The organism is Leifsonia williamsii (genome assembly GCF_030433685.1).
GTDB lineage: Bacteria > Actinomycetota > Actinomycetes > Actinomycetales > Microbacteriaceae > Leifsonia > Leifsonia williamsii.
The window spans coordinates 1,846,884-1,863,868 of record NZ_JAROCF010000001.1; the positions used below are offsets into that span (position 1 = coordinate 1,846,884).

General features: G+C 73.3%; 16 protein-coding genes. 12 read left to right on the forward strand and 4 right to left on the reverse strand.

Annotated features, from left to right (window positions below; genetic code table 11):
• The first annotated feature begins 20 nt into the window (after positions 1–20).
• The 11 genes from P5G50_RS08650 (at position 21) to P5G50_RS08700 (ending at position 12,325) form a co-directional block, all read left to right on the forward strand.
• Entirely contained in the window at positions 21–821 is an 801-nt protein-coding gene (locus P5G50_RS08650) for a TrmH family RNA methyltransferase (RefSeq protein ID WP_301210913.1), read from the forward strand.
• Between the two features lie 47 nt (positions 822–868).
• The gene (gene pheS, locus P5G50_RS08655) at positions 869–1,909 is read left to right on the forward strand and encodes a phenylalanine--tRNA ligase subunit alpha (RefSeq protein WP_301210911.1); all 1,041 of its coding nucleotides are present in this window, start codon (positions 869–871) and stop codon (positions 1,907–1,909) included.
• Positions 1,909–4,452 carry a phenylalanine--tRNA ligase subunit beta gene (gene pheT, locus P5G50_RS08660; protein WP_301210909.1) on the forward strand — a complete coding sequence of 848 codons (2,544 nt, stop codon included), beginning with the start codon at positions 1,909–1,911 and terminating at the stop codon, positions 4,450–4,452. Before pheS ends, pheT begins: the two co-directional genes overlap by 1 nt.
• Positions 4,453–4,757: 305 nt before the next feature.
• On the forward strand, positions 4,758–5,828 hold the full coding sequence (gene argC, locus P5G50_RS08665) for an N-acetyl-gamma-glutamyl-phosphate reductase (protein WP_301210907.1): 1,071 nt from the start codon (positions 4,758–4,760) through the stop codon (positions 5,826–5,828).
• Positions 5,825–6,979 (forward strand): bifunctional glutamate N-acetyltransferase/amino-acid acetyltransferase ArgJ, encoded by a 1,155-nt coding sequence (gene argJ / locus P5G50_RS08670; RefSeq protein ID WP_301210905.1) that lies wholly within the window; start codon positions 5,825–5,827, stop codon positions 6,977–6,979. The genes argC and argJ overlap by 4 nt, the downstream gene beginning before the upstream one ends.
• Positions 6,980–6,998: 19 nt before the next feature.
• Complete coding sequence (gene argB / locus P5G50_RS08675) at positions 6,999–7,916, forward strand: acetylglutamate kinase (RefSeq protein ID WP_301211394.1); 918 nt, start codon at positions 6,999–7,001, stop codon at positions 7,914–7,916.
• Entirely contained in the window at positions 7,913–9,109 is a 1,197-nt protein-coding gene (locus P5G50_RS08680) for an acetylornithine transaminase (protein ID WP_301210903.1), read from the forward strand. The genes argB and P5G50_RS08680 overlap by 4 nt, the downstream gene beginning before the upstream one ends.
• Positions 9,110–9,137: 28 nt before the next feature.
• Positions 9,138–10,076, forward strand: a complete 939-nt coding sequence (argF, locus tag P5G50_RS08685; protein WP_301210902.1) for an ornithine carbamoyltransferase — start codon at positions 9,138–9,140, stop codon at positions 10,074–10,076.
• Entirely contained in the window at positions 10,073–11,554 is a 1,482-nt protein-coding gene (argH, locus tag P5G50_RS08690; protein WP_301210900.1) for an argininosuccinate lyase, read from the forward strand. Before argF ends, argH begins: the two co-directional genes overlap by 4 nt.
• A complete protein-coding gene (locus P5G50_RS08695) occupies positions 11,554–11,679 on the forward strand; it encodes a hypothetical protein (protein WP_301210898.1) in 126 nt (41 codons plus the stop codon). The genes argH and P5G50_RS08695 overlap by 1 nt, the downstream gene beginning before the upstream one ends.
• 16 nt (positions 11,680–11,695) lie before the next feature.
• Positions 11,696–12,325 carry a DNA-3-methyladenine glycosylase gene (locus tag P5G50_RS08700; protein ID WP_301210896.1) on the forward strand — a complete coding sequence of 210 codons (630 nt, stop codon included), beginning with the start codon at positions 11,696–11,698 and terminating at the stop codon, positions 12,323–12,325.
• Between the two features lie 7 nt (positions 12,326–12,332).
• Here P5G50_RS08700 and P5G50_RS08705 read toward each other — a convergent pair whose 3' ends face one another.
• Together P5G50_RS08705 and P5G50_RS08710 are read right to left on the reverse strand one after the other, a co-directional pair.
• Positions 12,333–12,929, reverse strand: a complete 597-nt coding sequence (locus P5G50_RS08705; protein WP_301210894.1) for a hypothetical protein — start codon at positions 12,927–12,929, stop codon at positions 12,333–12,335.
• Positions 12,926–13,558, reverse strand: a complete 633-nt coding sequence (locus P5G50_RS08710) for a DNA-binding protein (protein ID WP_301210892.1) — start codon at positions 13,556–13,558, stop codon at positions 12,926–12,928. The genes P5G50_RS08705 and P5G50_RS08710 overlap by 4 nt, the downstream gene beginning before the upstream one ends.
• A 132-nt stretch (positions 13,559–13,690) precedes the next feature.
• Between P5G50_RS08710 and tyrS the strand changes: the two genes are divergently transcribed.
• On the forward strand, positions 13,691–14,992 hold the full coding sequence (gene tyrS, locus P5G50_RS08715; RefSeq protein ID WP_301210891.1) for a tyrosine--tRNA ligase: 1,302 nt from the start codon (positions 13,691–13,693) through the stop codon (positions 14,990–14,992).
• Positions 14,993–15,008: 16 nt separating this feature from the next.
• Here tyrS and P5G50_RS08720 read toward each other — a convergent pair whose 3' ends face one another.
• Together P5G50_RS08720 and P5G50_RS08725 are read right to left on the reverse strand one after the other, a co-directional pair.
• Positions 15,009–16,076: a glycosyltransferase gene (locus tag P5G50_RS08720; RefSeq protein ID WP_301210889.1), complete on the reverse strand. Its 1,068-nt coding sequence runs from the start codon at positions 16,074–16,076 to the stop codon at positions 15,009–15,011.
• A complete protein-coding gene (locus tag P5G50_RS08725) occupies positions 16,073–16,969 on the reverse strand; it encodes a glycosyltransferase family 2 protein (protein ID WP_301210888.1) in 897 nt (298 codons plus the stop codon). The genes P5G50_RS08720 and P5G50_RS08725 overlap by 4 nt, the downstream gene beginning before the upstream one ends.
• Between the last annotated feature and the right edge of the window lie 16 nt (positions 16,970–16,985).

A 16,985-nucleotide genomic window follows, 5' to 3' on the forward strand; every position in this document is an offset into this window, starting at 1 on the left:
CGGCCCACTACTCTGGTCGCATGCTCGACAACCCGCGCTCGCCGCGCGTCCGCGCTGTCGCCAAGCTCGCCAAGCGGCCCGCCCGCTCCGAGACCGGGCTGTTCCTCCTGGAGGGTCCGCAGGCCGTCGCCGAGGCCCTCCAGTTCCGCCCCGAGCTCGTCGTCGAGCTGTACGCGACGCCGACGGCTCTCGAGCGCTACACCGACATCGCGCAGACCGCCGTGGAGGCCGGGGTCGACGTCGAGTTCGTCACCGAGCACGTGCTCGACGCGATGGCCGACACGGTCACCCCGCAGGGCTTCGTCTCGGTCTGCCGCCAGTTCCCGACCTCGGTGAAGGACATCTTCGCCTCCGGTCCGAAGCTCGTCGCCGTGCTGGAGGAGGTGCGCGACCCCGGCAACGCCGGCACGATCATCCGCGCCGCCGACTCCGCGGGCGCCGACGCCGTCGTGCTCACCGGCCGCACGGTCGACCTCTACAACCCGAAGGTGGTCCGCTCCACCACCGGCTCGCTGTTCCACGTGCCGGTCGCCGTCGGCGCCGACCTCGCCGACGTCGTGGGCCGCGCCCACTCCGCAGGGCTGCAGGTGCTCGCCGCCGACATCAAGGGTGAGGACCTGCTGGACGCCCGCCGGGAGGGGACGCTCGCGCAGCCCACGGCGTGGGTGTTCGGCAACGAGGCGCACGGCCTCGCCGACGAGCTGCTGGAGCTCGTCGACCGCGTCGTCACCGTCCCGATCTACGGCCAGGCGGAGTCGATGAACCTCGCGACCGCCGCCAGCGTCTGCCTCTACGAGTCCGCCTTCGCCCACCGAGCCTGACGGTCGCCGGGGGCCGGGCGCGGCTGCGCCGACTAGACTTGTGAACCGTGTCCGAACCCACTGAGATCACCGAGAGCGCGGTCGAGGCGGCCGTCGCCGCGGCCCTGGCCGCGATCGACGCCGCGGAGGATTCGGCGGCGCTGAAGGCCGTCCGCCACGACCACACCGCCGAGGGCTCGCCGCTCGCCCGGCTGAACGCCTCCATCCGCTCCGTCCCGAACGACCAGAAGGCCGCCGCAGGCAAGCTCGTGGGCGGCGCCCGCGGCCGCGTCGCCCAGGCGTTCGCGGCGAAGGAGGCGGCGATCGCCGTCGCCGAGGAGGCCGCCCAGCTCACCGCCGAGACGGTCGACGTGACCGCGCTGCCGAGCCGCTGGACCCCCGGCGCCCGCCACCCGCTCAGCCTCCTGCAGGAGCGCATCGCCGACGTCTTCGTCGGCATGGGCTGGGAGGTCGCGGAGGGCCCCGAGCTCGAGAGCGAGTGGTACAACTTCGACGCCCTCAACTTCGACGCCGACCACCCGGCGCGCGCGATGCAGGACACCTTCTTCGTCGAGCCCACCGACTCGCACCTCGTGCTGCGCACGCACACCTCGCCCGTGCAGCTGCGCGCGCTGCTCGGCAACGAGCTGCCGGTGTACCGCATCGCCCCTGGCCGCGTCTTCCGCACCGACGAGTTCGATGCGACGCACCTCCCCGTCTTCACCCAGACCGAGGGCATCGCCGTCGACAAGGGCCTGACCATGGCGCACCTGCGCGGCACGCTCGACCACTTCGTGAAGGCGTTGTTCGGCGACGAGGCGAAGGTGCGTCTGCGCCCGAACTACTTCCCGTTCACCGAGCCGAGCGCCGAGCTCGACCTCTGGCACCCGACCTTCAAGGGCGGCGCGCGCTGGATCGAGTGGGGCGGCTGCGGCATGGTCAACCCCAACGTCCTGCGCTCCGCCGGCATCGACCCCGACGTCTACTCGGGCTTCGCGTTCGGCATGGGCGTGGAGCGGGCGCTGATGTTCCGCAACGACGTCAAAGACATGCGCGACATGGCCGAGGGCGATGTCCGCTTCTCCCAGCAGTTCGGAATGGTGGTCTGATGCGCGTCCCCCTGAGTTGGCTCGGCGAGTACGTCGACCTCGCCCCCGGCACGACCGCCGACGAGGTGCACGCCGCCCTGGTGGCGGTCGGCCTCGAGGAGGAGGACGTCCACACCTTCGAGATCTCCGGCCCTGTCGTCGTCGGCCAGGTGCTGGAGTTCGAGGAGGAGCCGCAGAGCAACGGCAAGACCATCCGCTGGTGCCAGGTGCGCGTCGCCCCCGACGGCCAGACGGCGGCGGACGGCGGGGAGGCCGTGCGCGGCATCGTCTGCGGCGCGAGCAACTTCCTCCGCGGCGACAAGGTCGTGGTGACCCTGCCGGGCTCCGTGCTGCCCGGCCCGTTCCCGATCGCCGCGCGCAAGACGTACGGCCACATCTCGGACGGCATGATCGCCTCCGCGCGCGAGCTCGGGCTCGGCGACGACCACGCGGGCATCCTGCGCCTGGTGACGCTCGGCCTCGACCCCGAGGTCGGCACCGACGCCGTGTCGCTGCTGGGCCTGGACGACACCGCGGTGGAGGTCAACGTGACCCCCGACCGCGGCTACGCCTTCTCGATCCGCGGCATCGCGCGCGAGTACTCGCACGCGACCGGCGCGGCGTTCCGCGACCCCGCCGAGGCCGTCACGGTGTACCCGGCGGGCGAGCACGCCCACGGCTTCAGCGTCGCGATCGACGACCGCGCGCCGATCCGCGGCCGTGTCGGCGCGAGCGTCTTCGTGACCCGCGTCGTGCGCGACGTCGACGGCACGCGGCCGACCCCGCCGTGGATGGTCGCGCGACTCAAGCTCGCGGGCATCCGCTCGATCTCGCTGATCGTCGACATCACCAACTACGTGATGCTCGAGCTCGGCCAGCCGATCCACGGCTACGACCTCGACAAGCTCGACGGCGGCATCGTCGTCCGCCGCGCACACCCGGGGGAGACCCTGGTCACGCTCGACGACCAGACCCGTGCGCTGCACGAGGAGGACCTCCTGATCACCGACGGCTCGGGGGCCATCGGACTCGCCGGCGTCATGGGAGGCGCCTCCACCGAGATCGGCGCCGGAACCCGCAACGTGCTGATCGAGGCCGCCAACTTCGACCCGGTGTCGATCGCCCGCACCGCCCGCCGCCACAAGCTGCCGAGCGAGGCGTCGAAGCGCTTCGAGCGCGGCGTCGATCCGCGCGTGGCCGTCGCCGCGGCGGCCCGCGTCGTCCAGCTGCTGGAGCAGCTCGCCGGCGGGCACGCCGACGAGCTCGGCTCGCTCCATGACGCCGCCGTCGAGGCGGAGCCGATCCTGCTGCCGGCGACCTACATCCCGTCGCTGATCGGCGTCGACTTCACCGACGACGAGGTGCGCGGCGCGCTCGCCGAGATCGGCGGCACGGTCGCCGAGACCGAGGGCGGCCTGCTCGTCACGCCGCCGAGCTGGCGCCCCGACCTCACGGACAAGTCGGACCTGGCCGAGGAGGTCGCCCGCATCGTCGGCTACGACCGCATCCCCTCGGTGCTGCCGGTCGCCCCTCCCGGCCGCGGCCTCACCCGCGAGCAGAAGCTGCGCCGCTCGGTGGCGCAGGCGCTCGCGGCGGGCGGCGCGACCGAGGTGCTCGCCTTCCCGTTCGTGTCGGAGGCGCAGAACGACCGGTTCGGCGCGCCCGAGCAGGGAAGCGTCGCGGCCGTGAAGCTCGCCAACCCGCTCGACGCGACCGCGCCGTACCTGCGCACGTCGCTCCTCCCCGGACTGCTGGAGGTCGCCAAGCGTAACCTCGCCCGCGGCCTCGTCGACCTCTCGGTCTACGAGATCGGCACGGTGTTCCTGCCCACGGTCTCGCCGCTCGGCAGCACCGACCTGCCCGTGGGTGCGGCCCTGCCGGACGCGGAGACGCTCGCCGGGCTCAACGCGGGCATCCCGCGTCAGCCACGCCACCTCGCCGGTCTCGTCGTCGGGCACCCCGTGCTCAAGCAGCCGGGGCAGGAGGCGGTGGCCGCCGGCCTCGCCGACGTGCTGACGATGGTGCGCCAGACGGCCGCCGCGCTCGGCCTCGCCGTCGAGCCCGTGCAGGGGCGCCACCAGGCGCTCCACCCGGGGCGGACCGCCGAGCTGGTGGCGCGCGGCGCGGACGGTTCCGCCACTCCCGTCGGCTACGCGGGCGAGCTGCTGCCCGCCCTTGCGCACGAGCTCGACCTCCCGCGCGTCGTCGCCGTGTTCGAGCTCGACCTCGACGCGCTCGTCGCGGTCGCCCCCGCGGACATCGTCGCGCGCGTGATCGCGGGCTTCCCGGCAGCCACGCAGGACCTCTCGCTCGTCGTGCCGAGCGACGTGCCCGCGGCGGAGGTGCTGGTCGCCGTGCGCGACGGCGCGGGCCCGCTGCTGGAGGACATCCGCCTGGTCGACGACTACCGCGGCACCGGCCTTCCGGAGCAGCGCAAGTCGCTGACCTTCGCACTCCGCTTCCGCGCGGAGGACCGCACGCTGACCGCCGCCGAGGCGAGCGAGGCGAAGCTGAACGGCGCCGCGAAGGCGGCCGAGCGCTTCGGAGCGACCGTCCGCGAGTGACCGCGTTCCGCACAGGGGTCCCGACACGCCGCGCCGCCACCCGCGCGGACGGCGTGCCGGGACCCTTGTGCGTTCGGGCGCACGCGGGCTCCGCACACGATTTGGCGGGTGACTGGGGCGGAGCGCTAGGGTTGACGCATGCTTTCCGTCCGGTGCACCCCGAGCCCGCGCGCGGCCCTCGCCGCCCGCTCGCTGCGCCGACGCCTGCGCGACCGCCGAAGCTAGGCGGCGCTCTGGCGACCCTCAACGGGGTCGGGTGGGCGTCGCCGTCGCCGACGCACTGTCCACTCTGAAAAGGGAGAAGCATGACTTTCTCGGTCGCCGTCGCCGGCGCCTCCGGGTACGCGGGAGGCGAGCTGCTGCGCATCCTCGCCGGCCACCCGGACTTCGAGATCCGCACCGTCACCGCGCACTCGAACGCCGGCAGCCCGCTCATCGAGCACCAGCCGCACCTGCGCTCGCTCGCGCACCTGACCCTCGCCGAGTCGACGCCGGAGAACCTCGCCGGTCACGACGTCGTCTTCCTCGCGCTGCCGCACGGCCGCTCGGCCGAGATCGCCGCGCAGCTGCCGGACGACACCCTCGTGGTCGACTGCGGCGCCGACCACCGGCTGGAGGACCCTGCCGACTGGGCCGCCTTCTACGGCGGCGAGCACGCCGGCTCCTGGGCGTACGGCGTGCCGGAGCTGATCGTCGGAGGCCAGGCAGGAGGCACGGCCGGAGGCGCGACCAAGCAGCGCGAGCGGCTCGCCGGGGTGAAGCGGATCGCCGCCCCCGGCTGCAACGCCAGCGCGGTCGCCCTCGCGCTGGGCCCCGGCCTCCACGCGGGGATCATCGAGGAGCAGGACATCGTCGCCGTGCTCGCCGTCGGTCCGTCGGGCGCGGGCAAGAGCCTCAAGACGATGTACCTGGCGAGCGAGATCCTCGGCTCGGCCGGCCCGTACGCCGTCGGCGGCACGCACCGGCACATCCCCGAGATCCAGCAGAGCCTCCGCAAGGCGGGCGCGCAGGCGCCGACGCTGTCGTTCACGCCGGTGCTCGTGCCGATGGCGCGCGGCATCCTCGCCACCTCCACCGCCCGGGTGAAGCCGGGAGTGACGGCGGCGCAGGTGCAGGAGGCGTGGGAGCAGGCCTACGCGGGCGAGCCGTTCGTGCAGGTGCTCCCGGCCGGTTCCGTGCCGCGCACCGCCGACGTGCTCGGGGCGAACACCGTGCTGATCGGCGTCGCCCTCGACGAGGCGGCCGGGCGGGTCGTGACCGTGCTCGCGATCGACAATCTGTACAAGGGGACGGCCGGCGCCGCCATCCAGTCCGCCAACATCGCCCTCGGCCTCCCCGAGACCACGGGCCTGAACGTGAACGGAGTCGCGCCGTGAGTGTGACCGCAGCATCCGGGTTCGAGGCGGCGGGCGTCGCCGCGGGCCTCAAGTCGAGCGGCAAGCGCGACCTCGCGCTGGTGCGCAACACCGGCCCGCTGAACGCGGCGGCGACCGTCTTCACCACCAACCGCTGCAAGGCGAACCCGGTGCTGTGGAGCGAGCAGGTGATCGGCGACGGCGTCGTCTCGGCGATCGTGCTCAACTCCGGCGGCGCCAACTGCTACACGGGCGCCCGGGGCTTCCAGACCACGCACGCGACAGCGGAGGCGGTGGCCGAGAAGCTCGGCGTCTCCGCCGGCGACGTGCTGGTGTGCTCCACGGGACTGATCGGCGAACAGCTCGACCTGGCCAAGCTGACCGCGGGCGTCGAGGAGGCCGCGGGCGCGCTGTCCGCCGACGCGGGCCTCCACGCGGCCGAGGCCATCATGACGACCGACACCCGGCCCAAGGAGGCCGTGCGCCGCGACCCGTCCGGCTGGACCGTCGGCGGCATGGCGAAGGGCGCCGGGATGCTGGCGCCGGGTCTCGCGACGATGCTGGTCGTCCTCACGACCGACGCGGTGCTCGACGCGGAGACGCTGGATGCGGCCCTCCGCGCCGCCACCCGGGTCACCTTCGACCGGCTCGACTCGGACGGCTGCATGTCGACCAACGACACCGTCGCGCTCCTCGCCTCGGGGGCGAGCGGGGTCGCGCCCGACGACGCCGCGTTCCGCCTCGCCCTCACCGACGTGTGCCGCGAGCTCGCCGAGCAGCTGCAGGCCGACGCCGAGGGCGCCTCCCACGACATCGCGATCGAGGTCGTGAACGCCCGCAGCGAGGAGGACGCGGTCGTGGTCGGCCGTGCGGTCTCGCGCAGCAACCTGTTCAAGGCCGCGATCTTCGGCAACGACCCCAACTGGGGCCGCGTGCTCGCCGCCGTCGGCACCACCGACGCCGCGTTCGACCCGTACGGCATCGACGTCGCGATCAACGGCGTGCAGGTGTGCACGAAGGGGGAGCCGGACCAGCCGCGCGACCTGGTCGACCTCACCCCGCGCGCGGTGCACATCCTGATCGACCTGCACGCGGGCGACGAGACGGCGACCATCCTCACCAACGACCTGACCCACGACTACGTGCACGAGAACAGTGCGTACGCCAGCTGAGATGCCAAAGCCCGCCGAGATGACCGACGCCATGCAGACCGAAGACGCCGACCGGGCCGACAGGCGGCTCGCCGCCGAGAAGGCGGCCACCCTCATCGAGTCGCTGCCCTGGCTGCAGACCTTCCACGACCGCATCATCGTCGTGAAGTTCGGCGGCAACGCCATGGTCAGCGAGGAGCTGCAGCGCAGCTTCGCGGAGGACATGGTGTACCTGCGCTACGCGGGCATCCACCCCGTCGTCGTGCACGGCGGCGGGCCGCAGATCTCGGCCATGCTCGACCGGCTCGGCATCGCCTCCGAGTTCCGCGGCGGCTACCGGGTGACGACGCCGGAGGCGATGGACATCGTCCGCATGGTGCTCACCGGCCAGATCAACCGCGACATCGTCGGCAACATCAACAAGCACGGCCCGCTCGCCGCAGGCCTCTCCGGCGAGGACGCCGGCCTGTTCCAGGGCCGTCGCCGCGGTGCGGTGGTGGACGGCGAGGAGGTCGACCTCGGCCTCGTCGGCGATGTCGTCGGCGTCAGCCCGGAGGCGGTGCTCGCGCAGATCGCCGCGGGCCGCATCCCCGTGGTCTCCTCGATCGCCCCGGACATCGACGACCCCGGCCAGGCGCTCAACGTCAACGCCGACGCGGCCGCCGCCGCCCTCGCCGTCGCGCTCGGCGCGGCCAAGCTGGTCATCCTCACCGACGTCGCCGGACTCTACAGCGACTGGCCGAACCGCGAGTCGCTGCTGTCGAAGATCGACGCGGGCGAGCTGCGCGCACTGCTGCCGTCGCTCGAGTCGGGCATGATCCCGAAGATGGCGGCCTGCCTGGCCGCGGTCGACGGCGGGGTGGAGAAGGCGGCGATCATCGACGGACGCGTGCCGCACTCCATCCTCCTCGAGGTGTTCACGCAGTCCGGGATCGGAACGGAGGTGGTGCCCTCGTGACCGAGGTGACGCAGGGGCAGTGGAAGGGCCGGTTCGGCAGCGCCATGATGCGCACGCTCGCGACGCCGCAGCTCATGCTGGAGCGCGGAGAGGGCTGCCGGGTGTGGGACGTCGACGGCAACGAGTACCTCGACTTCCTCGCGGGGATCGCGGTGAACTCGCTCGGGCACGCGCACCCCGCGCTGGTGGAGGCGGTGAGCCGCCAGGTCGGCACGCTCGCCCACGTCTCGAACTACTTCTCGACCCGGCCGCAGCTGGAGCTCGCCGAGCGCCTCCGGCAGATCACGGGTGCGGGGGAGCAGGGCCGGGTGCTGTTCGGCAACTCCGGCGCCGAGGCCAACGAGGCGGCCTTCAAGCTGGCCCGCCTCAACCGCGGTCGCAGCGGCAGGCGCACCCGCGTGCTCGCCCTGCACAACGCCTTCCACGGCCGCACTATGGGCTCCCTCGCGCTCACCGGCAAGCCGCCGATGCGCGAGGCGTTCGAGCCGCTCCCCGGCGGCGTCGAGCACATCGACTCCACCATCGAGGCGCTGGAGGCGGCGATCGACGACCGCGTCGCCGCCCTGTTCGTCGAGCCGATCAAGGGCGAGGCGGGCGTGCTGGAGCTGCCGGACGGCTTCCTGCAGCGGGCGCGCGAGCTCACCGAGCAGCACGGCGCGCTGCTCATCCTCGACGAGATCCAGACCGGCGTCGGGCGCACGGGCCGCTGGTTCGCGTATCAGCACGCCGGCATCCTCCCGGACGCGGTCACCGTCGCGAAGGGCATCGCCGGCGGCGTGCCGATCGGCGCGCTCGTCACCTTCGGCCGCGCCTCCGAGCTGTTCACGCAGGGCCAGCACGGGTCGACCTTCGGCGGCAACCCGCTGGCGACCGCCGCGGGCAACGCCGTGCTCGCCGAGATCGAGGGCGCCGACCTGGTCGGCAACGCGGCACGCCGCGGCGAGGAGCTGCGCGCGATCATCCGCTCGTTCGACCACCCGCTGATCGGCGACGTCCGCGGCGCCGGCCTGCTGATCGGCATCGGCCTCACCGACGGCGAGGCGCACCGGCTCTCCGCGGCGGCGCTCGCGCAGGGGCTGATCATCAACGCCCCCAACGAGTCGAGCATCCGCCTCGCGCCGCCGCTGATCGTGGGCGACGCCGAGCTGGCGGAGTTCCGCGAGAAGTTCGGCCGCGCGCTCGCCGCCCTCTGACCCTCCACCCCACACACGAAAGACTGCGATGACCAGGCACTTCCTCCGCGACGACGATCTCAGCCCCGCCGAGCAGGCGGAGGTGCTGCAGCTCGCCGCCGCGCTCAAGCGCGACCGCTTCTCGGCGAAGCCCCTCGCCGGCCCGCAGACCGTGGCGGTGATCTTCGACAAGACCTCGACCCGCACGCGCGTCTCGTTCGCGGTCGGCATCGCCGACCTCGGCGGCTCGCCGCTGATCATCCAGAGCGGCGAGAGCCAGCTGGGCGGCAAGGAGTCGCTGGCCGACACCGCGCGCGTGCTGGAGCGCATGGTCTCCGCGATCGTGTGGCGCACCTACGCGCAGGCGGGCCTGGAGGAGATGGCGGCGGGCACCCGCGTCCCCGTGATCAACGCGCTGTCCGACGACTTCCACCCCTGCCAGATCCTTGCCGACCTGCAGACCGTGCAGGAGCACAAGGGCGAGCTGGCCGGGCTGACCATGAGCTACTTCGGCGACGGCGCGAACAACATGGCGCACTCGTACCTGCTCGGTGGTGCCACCGCGGGCATGCACGTGCGCGTCGCCGCGCCGGCCGGCTACCTGCCCGACCCGGCGATCGTGGCGGACGCGGAGGCGATCGCAGCGCGCACCGGCGGCTCGGTGTTCGTGACCACGGACGCGGGGGAGGCCGCCGACGGCGCCGACGTCATGGTCACCGACACCTGGGTGTCGATGGGCAAGGAGGACGAGAAGGCCGAGCGCCTCTCCGTCTTCGGCGACTACGCGGTGGACGCAGCGCTCATGGCGCGCGCGGACGCCGACGCGATCTTCCTGCACTGCCTGCCCGCCTATCGCGGCTACGAGGTGAGCGCCGACGTGATCGACGGCCCGCAGTCGGTGATCTGGGACGAGGCGGAGAACCGCCTCCACGCGCAGAAGGCGCTGCTGGCCTGGCTGCTTTCGAAGAACGAGGAGGCGGCGGCGTGACCGACGAGACCACCGAGAACGGCGCCGGCGAGAACGGCGCCGGCGGCGGCAAGACCGGCGAGGGCTCGCTCTGGGGCGCGCGCTTCGCGGGCGGCCCCTCGCCCGAGCTGGCCGCGCTGAGCAAGTCGACGCACTTCGACTGGGCGCTCGCGCCGTACGACATCGCCGGGTCCCGTGCCCACGCCAAGGCGCTGGCGGCGGCGGGCTACCTCACCGACGACGAGCTGGCGGGGATGCTGGAGGCGCTCGACCGCCTCGACGCCGACGTCGCGTCCGGCGCGTTCGTCGCCGCGGAGACCGACGAGGACGTGCACGGCGCCCTGGAGCGCGGCCTGATCGAGCGCGCCGGCGCGGACCTCGGCGGCAAGCTGCGCGCGGGCCGCAGCCGCAACGACCAGATCGCGACGCTCATCCGGCTGTACCTCCGCGACCATGCGGGCGTCATCGCCGAGCGGCTGATCGCGCTGGTCGACGCCATCGCGTCGCAGGCCGACGCGCACCCGGCGGCCATCCTGCCGGGCCGCACGCACCTCCAGCACGCCCAGCCGGTGCTGCTCGCGCACCACCTGCTCGCGCACTGCTGGCCGCTCGTGCGCGACCTGGAGCGGCTCGCCGACTGGGACCGCCGGGCGAACGTGTCGCCGTACGGCGCCGGCGCGCTCGCCGGCTCCACCCTCGGCCTCGACCCGGCGCTGGTCGCCCGCGAGCTGGGCTTCGCGCACAGCTCGGAGAACTCGATCGACGGCACCGCCGCGCGCGACGTCGTGGCCGAGTTCGCCTTCATCGCCGCGCAGATCGGCATCGATGTCTCGCGGTTCGCCGAGGAGGTCATCCTCTGGAACACCCGCGAGTTCGGCTTCGTCACGCTCGACGACGCGTACTCCACCGGCTCGTCGATCATGCCGCAGAAGAAGAACCCCGACATCGCGGAGCTCGCGCGCGGCAAGGCCGGGCGGCTGATCGGCAACCTGACCGGCCTCCTGACCACGCTGAAGGGCCTCCCGCTCGCGTACAACCGCGACCTGCAGGAGGACAAGGAGCCGGTGTTCGACTCGGTCACGACGCTCGAGGTCGTGCTGCCCGCGTTCGCCGGGATGGTCGCCACCATGCGCTTCCACACCGAGCGGATGGCCGAGCTCGCGCCGCAGGGCTTCTCGCTCGCCACCGACGTGGCCGAGTGGCTGGTCAAGCAGCACGTGCCGTTCCGCGTCGCCCACGAGCTGACCGGCAGCCTGGTCCGCGTCGCGGAGGAAAACGGGCTGGAGCTGCACGAGGTGAGCGACGAGCAGCTCGCGGCCATCTCTCCGGTGCTGACCCCGGAGGTGCGCTCGGTGCTGACCGTGGAGGGCTCCGTCGCCAGCCGCGCCGGCGTCGGCGGGACCGCTCCGGAGCGGGTCGCCGAGCAGCTCGCCGCACTGACCGAGCGGGTGCGGGCCGTGACCGGCGCGCTCACCGCCACGAGAAGGGATCTCGTCTGATGGCCCGTCCGGATCGTCGTGCCCCCAAGTACCCGTGGATCATCCCGGCCGTGGTCGGCCTGGCGGTGGCGGTCATCGTGATCGGCCTCATCGTCACGGTCGCCGTCGGCGGCCGGATCTTCTGACGGGCCCGCTGCCGACGTGACGCTGTACCGCCCCGACCGCGACGCCTTCCTCGCCTCCTCGATCGAGGTCGCCCCCCGCCTGCTCGGCGCGGTGCTGCGGCACACGACCGACGAGGGCACGGTCGGGCTGCGCATCACCGAGGTGGAGGCGTACATCGGCGACGGCGCCGACCCCGGTTCGCACGCCTTCCGCGGCCGCACCCGGCGCAACGCCGTGATGTACGGGCCGCCCGGGTACCTGTACGCCTACTTCACCTACGGCATGCACGTGTGCGCGAACATCGTGTGCTCACCCGAGGGCGAGGCGTCGGCCGTGCTGCTGCGCGCAGCGGAGGTCGTGGAGGGGGAGGAGCTGGCCGCCCTGCGCCGCTCCGGCCGCACGGGCCGCACGGTCCCGCACCGCGACCTGGGACGCGGCCCGGCCCGCCTGGTCGTCGCGGCCGGCATCACGCTCGCCGACGACGGCGCCGACCTGTTCGGCGACCGCTTCGCGCTGTCGCTGCCGACGGAGCAGGCGGTCTACGAGACCGGCCCGCGCACGGGCGTGTCGGGAGCGGGAGGCGGCACGGCTTTCCCCTGGCGGTTCTGGCTCCCCGGCGACCCCAGCGTGTCGCCGTACAAGCGCCACCCGAAGTCGCACGACTGACCAGGGGTCAGGAGGCCGCGAAGCGGAACAGGCCCGCGCACACGCACGCCCAGACGATGCTGGCGAGCGTGCCGATGATGAACCGCTCGCGCGCCTCCGCCGCGTCGAGCTCGGTGAACCGGCCGACGCCCTTGATCGCGATGATCACGCCCAGCGCCTCCGGGAACCCCGCCATGATCGCGCCCGTGGTGGCGAAGCGCTCCAGGACGCCGATCGTCGCTCCGCCGCGCAGCACCTCCCGCGTCGCCTCGGCGCCCGTGGTGCGGTCGTGCACCACGAGGCCCTCATTGCCGGGGACCGAGACGGTGCGCGTGGCCAGCGCCAGCACGACCTGCGCGGCCGGCCCTCCGCCCGCCACGCTCAGTGCGAGCGCCACGATGCCGATCAGCACCCGGAAGACGAGCGGGGCCTCCTGCTGCGGCAGCGCCACCACCACGATCGCCAGCGCGAGCAGGCCCGCCGACGTGTAGACGAGCGGGCGGCGCGGCGTGCGCAGCGTCGCGATCATGCAGCACAGGGAGGCGATGGCGAGGATCAGCGTGAGGGCCCACAGCGCGTGCGGCAGGAGGGCGTTCCAGAAGGCGGCCGGTGGCAGCGCGGTCATTCGTCCTCCGATCCTGCGGCCGTCGCCCGCTCCTGGGCGGCATCCGCGTCCGCCAACAGCCTAGCCAGCGCCGGCAGCGCGGCCAGCTCGACACGGAGCCCCGCCGCGCGGGCGCGGTCGCTCGCCGACTGCGGGGTGATGCCGAGCCTGGACCCGGCCTCCGCCTGCGTGAGGCCGGAGACGACCAGGTCGTACAGCTCCCAGCCCGCCTCGGAGCGCGCATCCCGCAGGGTGAGCAGGAGGCCGAGCAGGGCCTCCGCGTCCGCGGCGGGCTGCGGGTCGGCCACCGCCTCCACCGCCAGCCGGACGGGGGACCGCTTGGCCCTGGTCACGGCGGCCCGGGCGGCGACGAAGGCGTCGCCGCTGGCCTCCCTGGTCTGCTCGGGCAGCGGCGTGCGGACCGCGCCCAGGCCCAGCCCGACGCTCCACTCCCGCGTGCGGGTGAGGGCGAGCACGAGCTCCAGCGCGGTCTCCGCGTCGGCCGTGAGCGCCTGCAACTCGTCGCCGGCGTTGCGGTCGACGGGGAGGCGGAGGCGCTCGCCGAAGCGCCCCTGCAGCTGCTCGAGCGCGGGACCGGCGAGGTCGGGCCCGGAGCGGCTGCCGATCTGGTCGGCGGTGACGACGAACATGAAGTCCTCCCATCAGGGCTGCTGGCCTGATCCATACGATATCAGGTCTGCAGTCCTGATGAAAGTCTGATCAGGCGTACAGCCCTGATCCGTGTCCGAGGAGTGCCGGAGCGCCGCTGATAATCTGTGGGAATGTCCGACTCCTCCCTCCTCGACGCCCAGGCCAACGACCCGACGTTCGACGACGTGTGGGACGAGCTCCGCTGGCGCGGACTCGTGCACGTCTCGACCGACGAGTCCGCGCTCAAAGAGCTGCTCGCGGGGGAGCCGGTCACCTATTACTGCGGGTTCGACCCGACCGCGCCCAGCCTCCACCTCGGCAACCTGGTGCAGCTGCTCACCATGCGCCGCCTCCAGCTCGCCGGCCACAAGCCGCTCGGGCTCGTCGGCGGCTCGACCGGACTGATCGGCGACCCGCGCCCGACCGCGGAGCGCACGCTCAACACGCGCGAGACGGTCGCGGAGTGGGTGCGCTCGCTGCAGGGCCAGGTCTCGCAGTTCCTCAGCTTCGAGGGCGACAACGCGGCGCGCCTGGTCAACAACCTCGACTGGACGGCCCCGATGTCGGCCATCGACTTCCTGCGCGAGATCGGCAAGCACTTCCGGGTCGGCACCATGCTCAAGAAGGACGCCGTCGCCGCGCGCCTGAACTCCGACGAGGGCATCTCGTACACCGAGTTCAGCTACCAGATCCTGCAGGGCATGGACTACCTCGAGCTGTACCGCCAGTACGGCTGCGTGCTGCAGACCGGCGGCAGCGACCAGTGGGGCAACCTCACCAGCGGCACCGAGCTGATCCGCAAGGTGGAGGGCGCCCACGTCCACGCGATCGGCACCCCGCTGATCACGAACAGCGACGGCACCAAGTTCGGCAAGAGCGAGGGCAACGCCGTCTGGCTCGACGCGCGCCTGACCAGCCCGTACGCGTTCTACCAGTTCTGGGTCAACACCGACGACGCCGACGTGATCCCGCGGCTCAAGGTCTTCACGTTCCTCACCCGCGACGAGATCGCCGCGTACGAGCGCGCGGTCGCCGAGGAGCCGTTCCGCCGGGAGGCCCAGCTGCGGCTCGCGCGCGAGGTCACCACCCTGGTGCACGGCGCCGGGGCGACCGAGGCCGCCATCTCGGCCTCGCAGGCGCTGTTCGGGCAGGGCGACCTCGCCGGGCAGGACCGCGCGACGCTCGAGTCCGCGCTGCGCGAGCTGCCGAACACCACGACGGCACCGGCGACGACCATCGCGCAGGCGCTGGTCGACACCGCGCTGACCAAGAGCCTGGGGGAGGCGCGGCGGGCCGTGCAGCAGGGCGGCGTCTACGTCAACAACGCGAAGGCGGAGGACGCCGACGCCCCGGTCGGCGACCAGCTCCTGCCCGGCGGCATGGTGGTGCTGCGCCGCGGCAAGAAGACGCTCGCCGGCGTGTTCGTGGAGTGAGGGCAGGCAGGCCGCCTCACCGCACGCGGTCGGCCAGCCAGTCGTCGAGCGCCCGGTAGCGCTCGCGCACGAACTCCTCCAGCCGCTCGGCGACCTGCGCGTCCTCGGGGAACCGTCCCCGGGCACGCAGGTCGTCGAGCGCGCGGGTCAGCCCCGCGGCATCGTCGACGAGCGTGAGCAGCCCGCCGGCGTGCGGGAGCAGCTCCTCCGTCGCGGGCGTCCGCAGCGTCACCACCGGGCGCCCGGCCGCGAGACCCTGCCACACCTTGTTCGCGACGACCCCGCGCGCCTTGGGGGAGTCGCCGAAGATGCCCAGCACCACGTCGGCGTCCTCCATCCGCTCCACCAGCTCCCGGTGGCTGACCGGGGGGTGGATCGTGCAGCGGTCGCCGATGCCGAGCGCGTCGATGCGGGCCTGCACGACTTCCCGCGGTCCGGAGAGCACGAGGTCGAGGCGGACGCGCGGATCGGCAGCGGCCACCGCCTCCAGCGCCAGGGGCAGACCGTGCAGCGGGATGTTGCCGCCGGAGTACAGCACCCGCAGCGTGCCGTCGGCGGCCCGCGGCGGGTGGGGTGCGATCCAGCGCGGCGCGCCGACCGGGAGCCCGATCACCGGGGTCCGCCTGCCGTGATGCTCGCGCAGCGCCTCCGCACGCGCCTCCGTGTCGATCAGATAGAGATCGGCTGCGCGGACCGACGCCCGGTCGACGAGCCGCAGCAGAAGGGCCCGCAGCGAGCGCGGGGAGGCGTAGCCCCAGTCCTCGATGGCGGTCTCGTGCTTGCCGACGAAGCCGTCGACGATCAGCGGGATGCCGCGCAGCCGGGCGATCACGCGAGCCGCGGGCGCCGACGGCAGCGAGAACTCGGACAGCACGGCGACGCGCGCGCCGCGGGTGTCCCGCAGCATGGCGAACAGGTCGGCCAGGAGGCGCAGCGGCTTCGGGCCGCGCTGCGCGCGCGGCGAGACCCGCACCTCCATCCCGAGCAGGCGCAGGTGCTCGCGCAGCCGGGCGTTGCGCGGATAGCCGATGTCGTGGACGCGCAGCTGCACGGCGACGGGCTTGGCGGGGCCTTCGCCGGTCATGCGCGCGCCTCGATCCCGCGTGCGCGCAGCTCCATCCGGTGCAGCCGCTCGATCAGCGGGCGGCGCTCGTCCGGCGCCAGGCGCAGGGCGAGGTCGCGGAAGCGCTCGATGTCCTCGAGCACACCCGCCGGAGCCTCCCCGAGCGGGAAGCCGTCGCGCCGCCAGGCGAACCAGCGCGGCACGAAGCCGAGCGCCTGCCAGGCGACGACGCCGAACACCTCCTCCACCCGGGAGTCGGCCGAGCGCGCCTCCCACCAGTCCGGTTGCGCGGTGGTCTGTGCGGCGTACCGGCGGTAGACCAGCCGCGGGATGCGCAGCCGCTCCAGCTGGTAGCCGGCCGCGGCCGCGCGCAGGTACAGGTCGAAGTCCTCGCTCGCGACCGTGCGGTAGCCTCCGAGCGCGTGGACGGCGCCGGTGCGCGCGACCATCGTCGGGTGCATGAAGGGGTTGGTGAGCAGCAGCAGGAGGGGCGCGGTCGCCGTCGAGACGGGATGCGGGAACTGCGGGCGCACCCTGGCCGTCCCCTCCCACCACTGCACCCCTGTCGTGAAGCTGAAGTCGATCCCGGCGCTGATCCGGCCGAGCTGGGCCCGGAACCGCCCGGGGAGGCTGATGTCGTCGGCGTCCATCCGGGAGACGAGCGGCGTCTCCACCTGATCGAGGAGCACGTTGCCCGAGGCGGCCGTGCCGAGCCAGCGGTCGTCGGCCAGCACGCGCACCCGCGGGTCCGCGACCGCGCGCACGGCCGCCAGCGTGCCGTCGGTCGACCCGTCGGACCGCACGATCATGCGTCCGTCGGCGGGCAGGGCGCTCAGCACGCTGCGCATGGCGAGGCCGACGGTGCGCTCGGCGTCGCGGGCCGAGACGAGGACGGTGATGGCGGGGGAGGGCATGGCTGATCCGTTCGAG

Excerpts from the sequence above, each read along its gene's own strand:
- argC (WP_301210907.1), top strand. The coding sequence starts at position 4,758 with ATGACTTTCTCGGTCGCCGTCGCCGGCGCCTCCGGGTACGCGGGAGGC.
- argB (WP_301211394.1), top strand. The coding sequence starts at position 6,999 with ATGACCGACGCCATGCAGACCGAAGACGCCGACCGGGCCGACAGGCGG.
- P5G50_RS08650 (WP_301210913.1), top strand. The coding sequence starts at position 21 with ATGCTCGACAACCCGCGCTCGCCGCGCGTCCGCGCTGTCGCCAAGCTC.
- argF (WP_301210902.1), top strand. The coding sequence starts at position 9,138 with ATGACCAGGCACTTCCTCCGCGACGACGATCTCAGCCCCGCCGAGCAG.
- pheT (WP_301210909.1), top strand. The coding sequence starts at position 1,909 with ATGCGCGTCCCCCTGAGTTGGCTCGGCGAGTACGTCGACCTCGCCCCC.
- P5G50_RS08695 (WP_301210898.1), top strand. The coding sequence starts at position 11,554 with ATGGCCCGTCCGGATCGTCGTGCCCCCAAGTACCCGTGGATCATCCCG.
- P5G50_RS08705 (WP_301210894.1), bottom strand. The coding sequence starts at position 12,929 with ATGACCGCGCTGCCACCGGCCGCCTTCTGGAACGCCCTCCTGCCGCAC.
- P5G50_RS08710 (WP_301210892.1), bottom strand. The coding sequence starts at position 13,558 with ATGTTCGTCGTCACCGCCGACCAGATCGGCAGCCGCTCCGGGCCCGAC.
- tyrS (WP_301210891.1), top strand. The coding sequence starts at position 13,691 with ATGTCCGACTCCTCCCTCCTCGACGCCCAGGCCAACGACCCGACGTTC.
- P5G50_RS08725 (WP_301210888.1), bottom strand. The coding sequence starts at position 16,969 with ATGCCCTCCCCCGCCATCACCGTCCTCGTCTCGGCCCGCGACGCCGAG.
- P5G50_RS08720 (WP_301210889.1), bottom strand. The coding sequence starts at position 16,076 with ATGACCGGCGAAGGCCCCGCCAAGCCCGTCGCCGTGCAGCTGCGCGTC.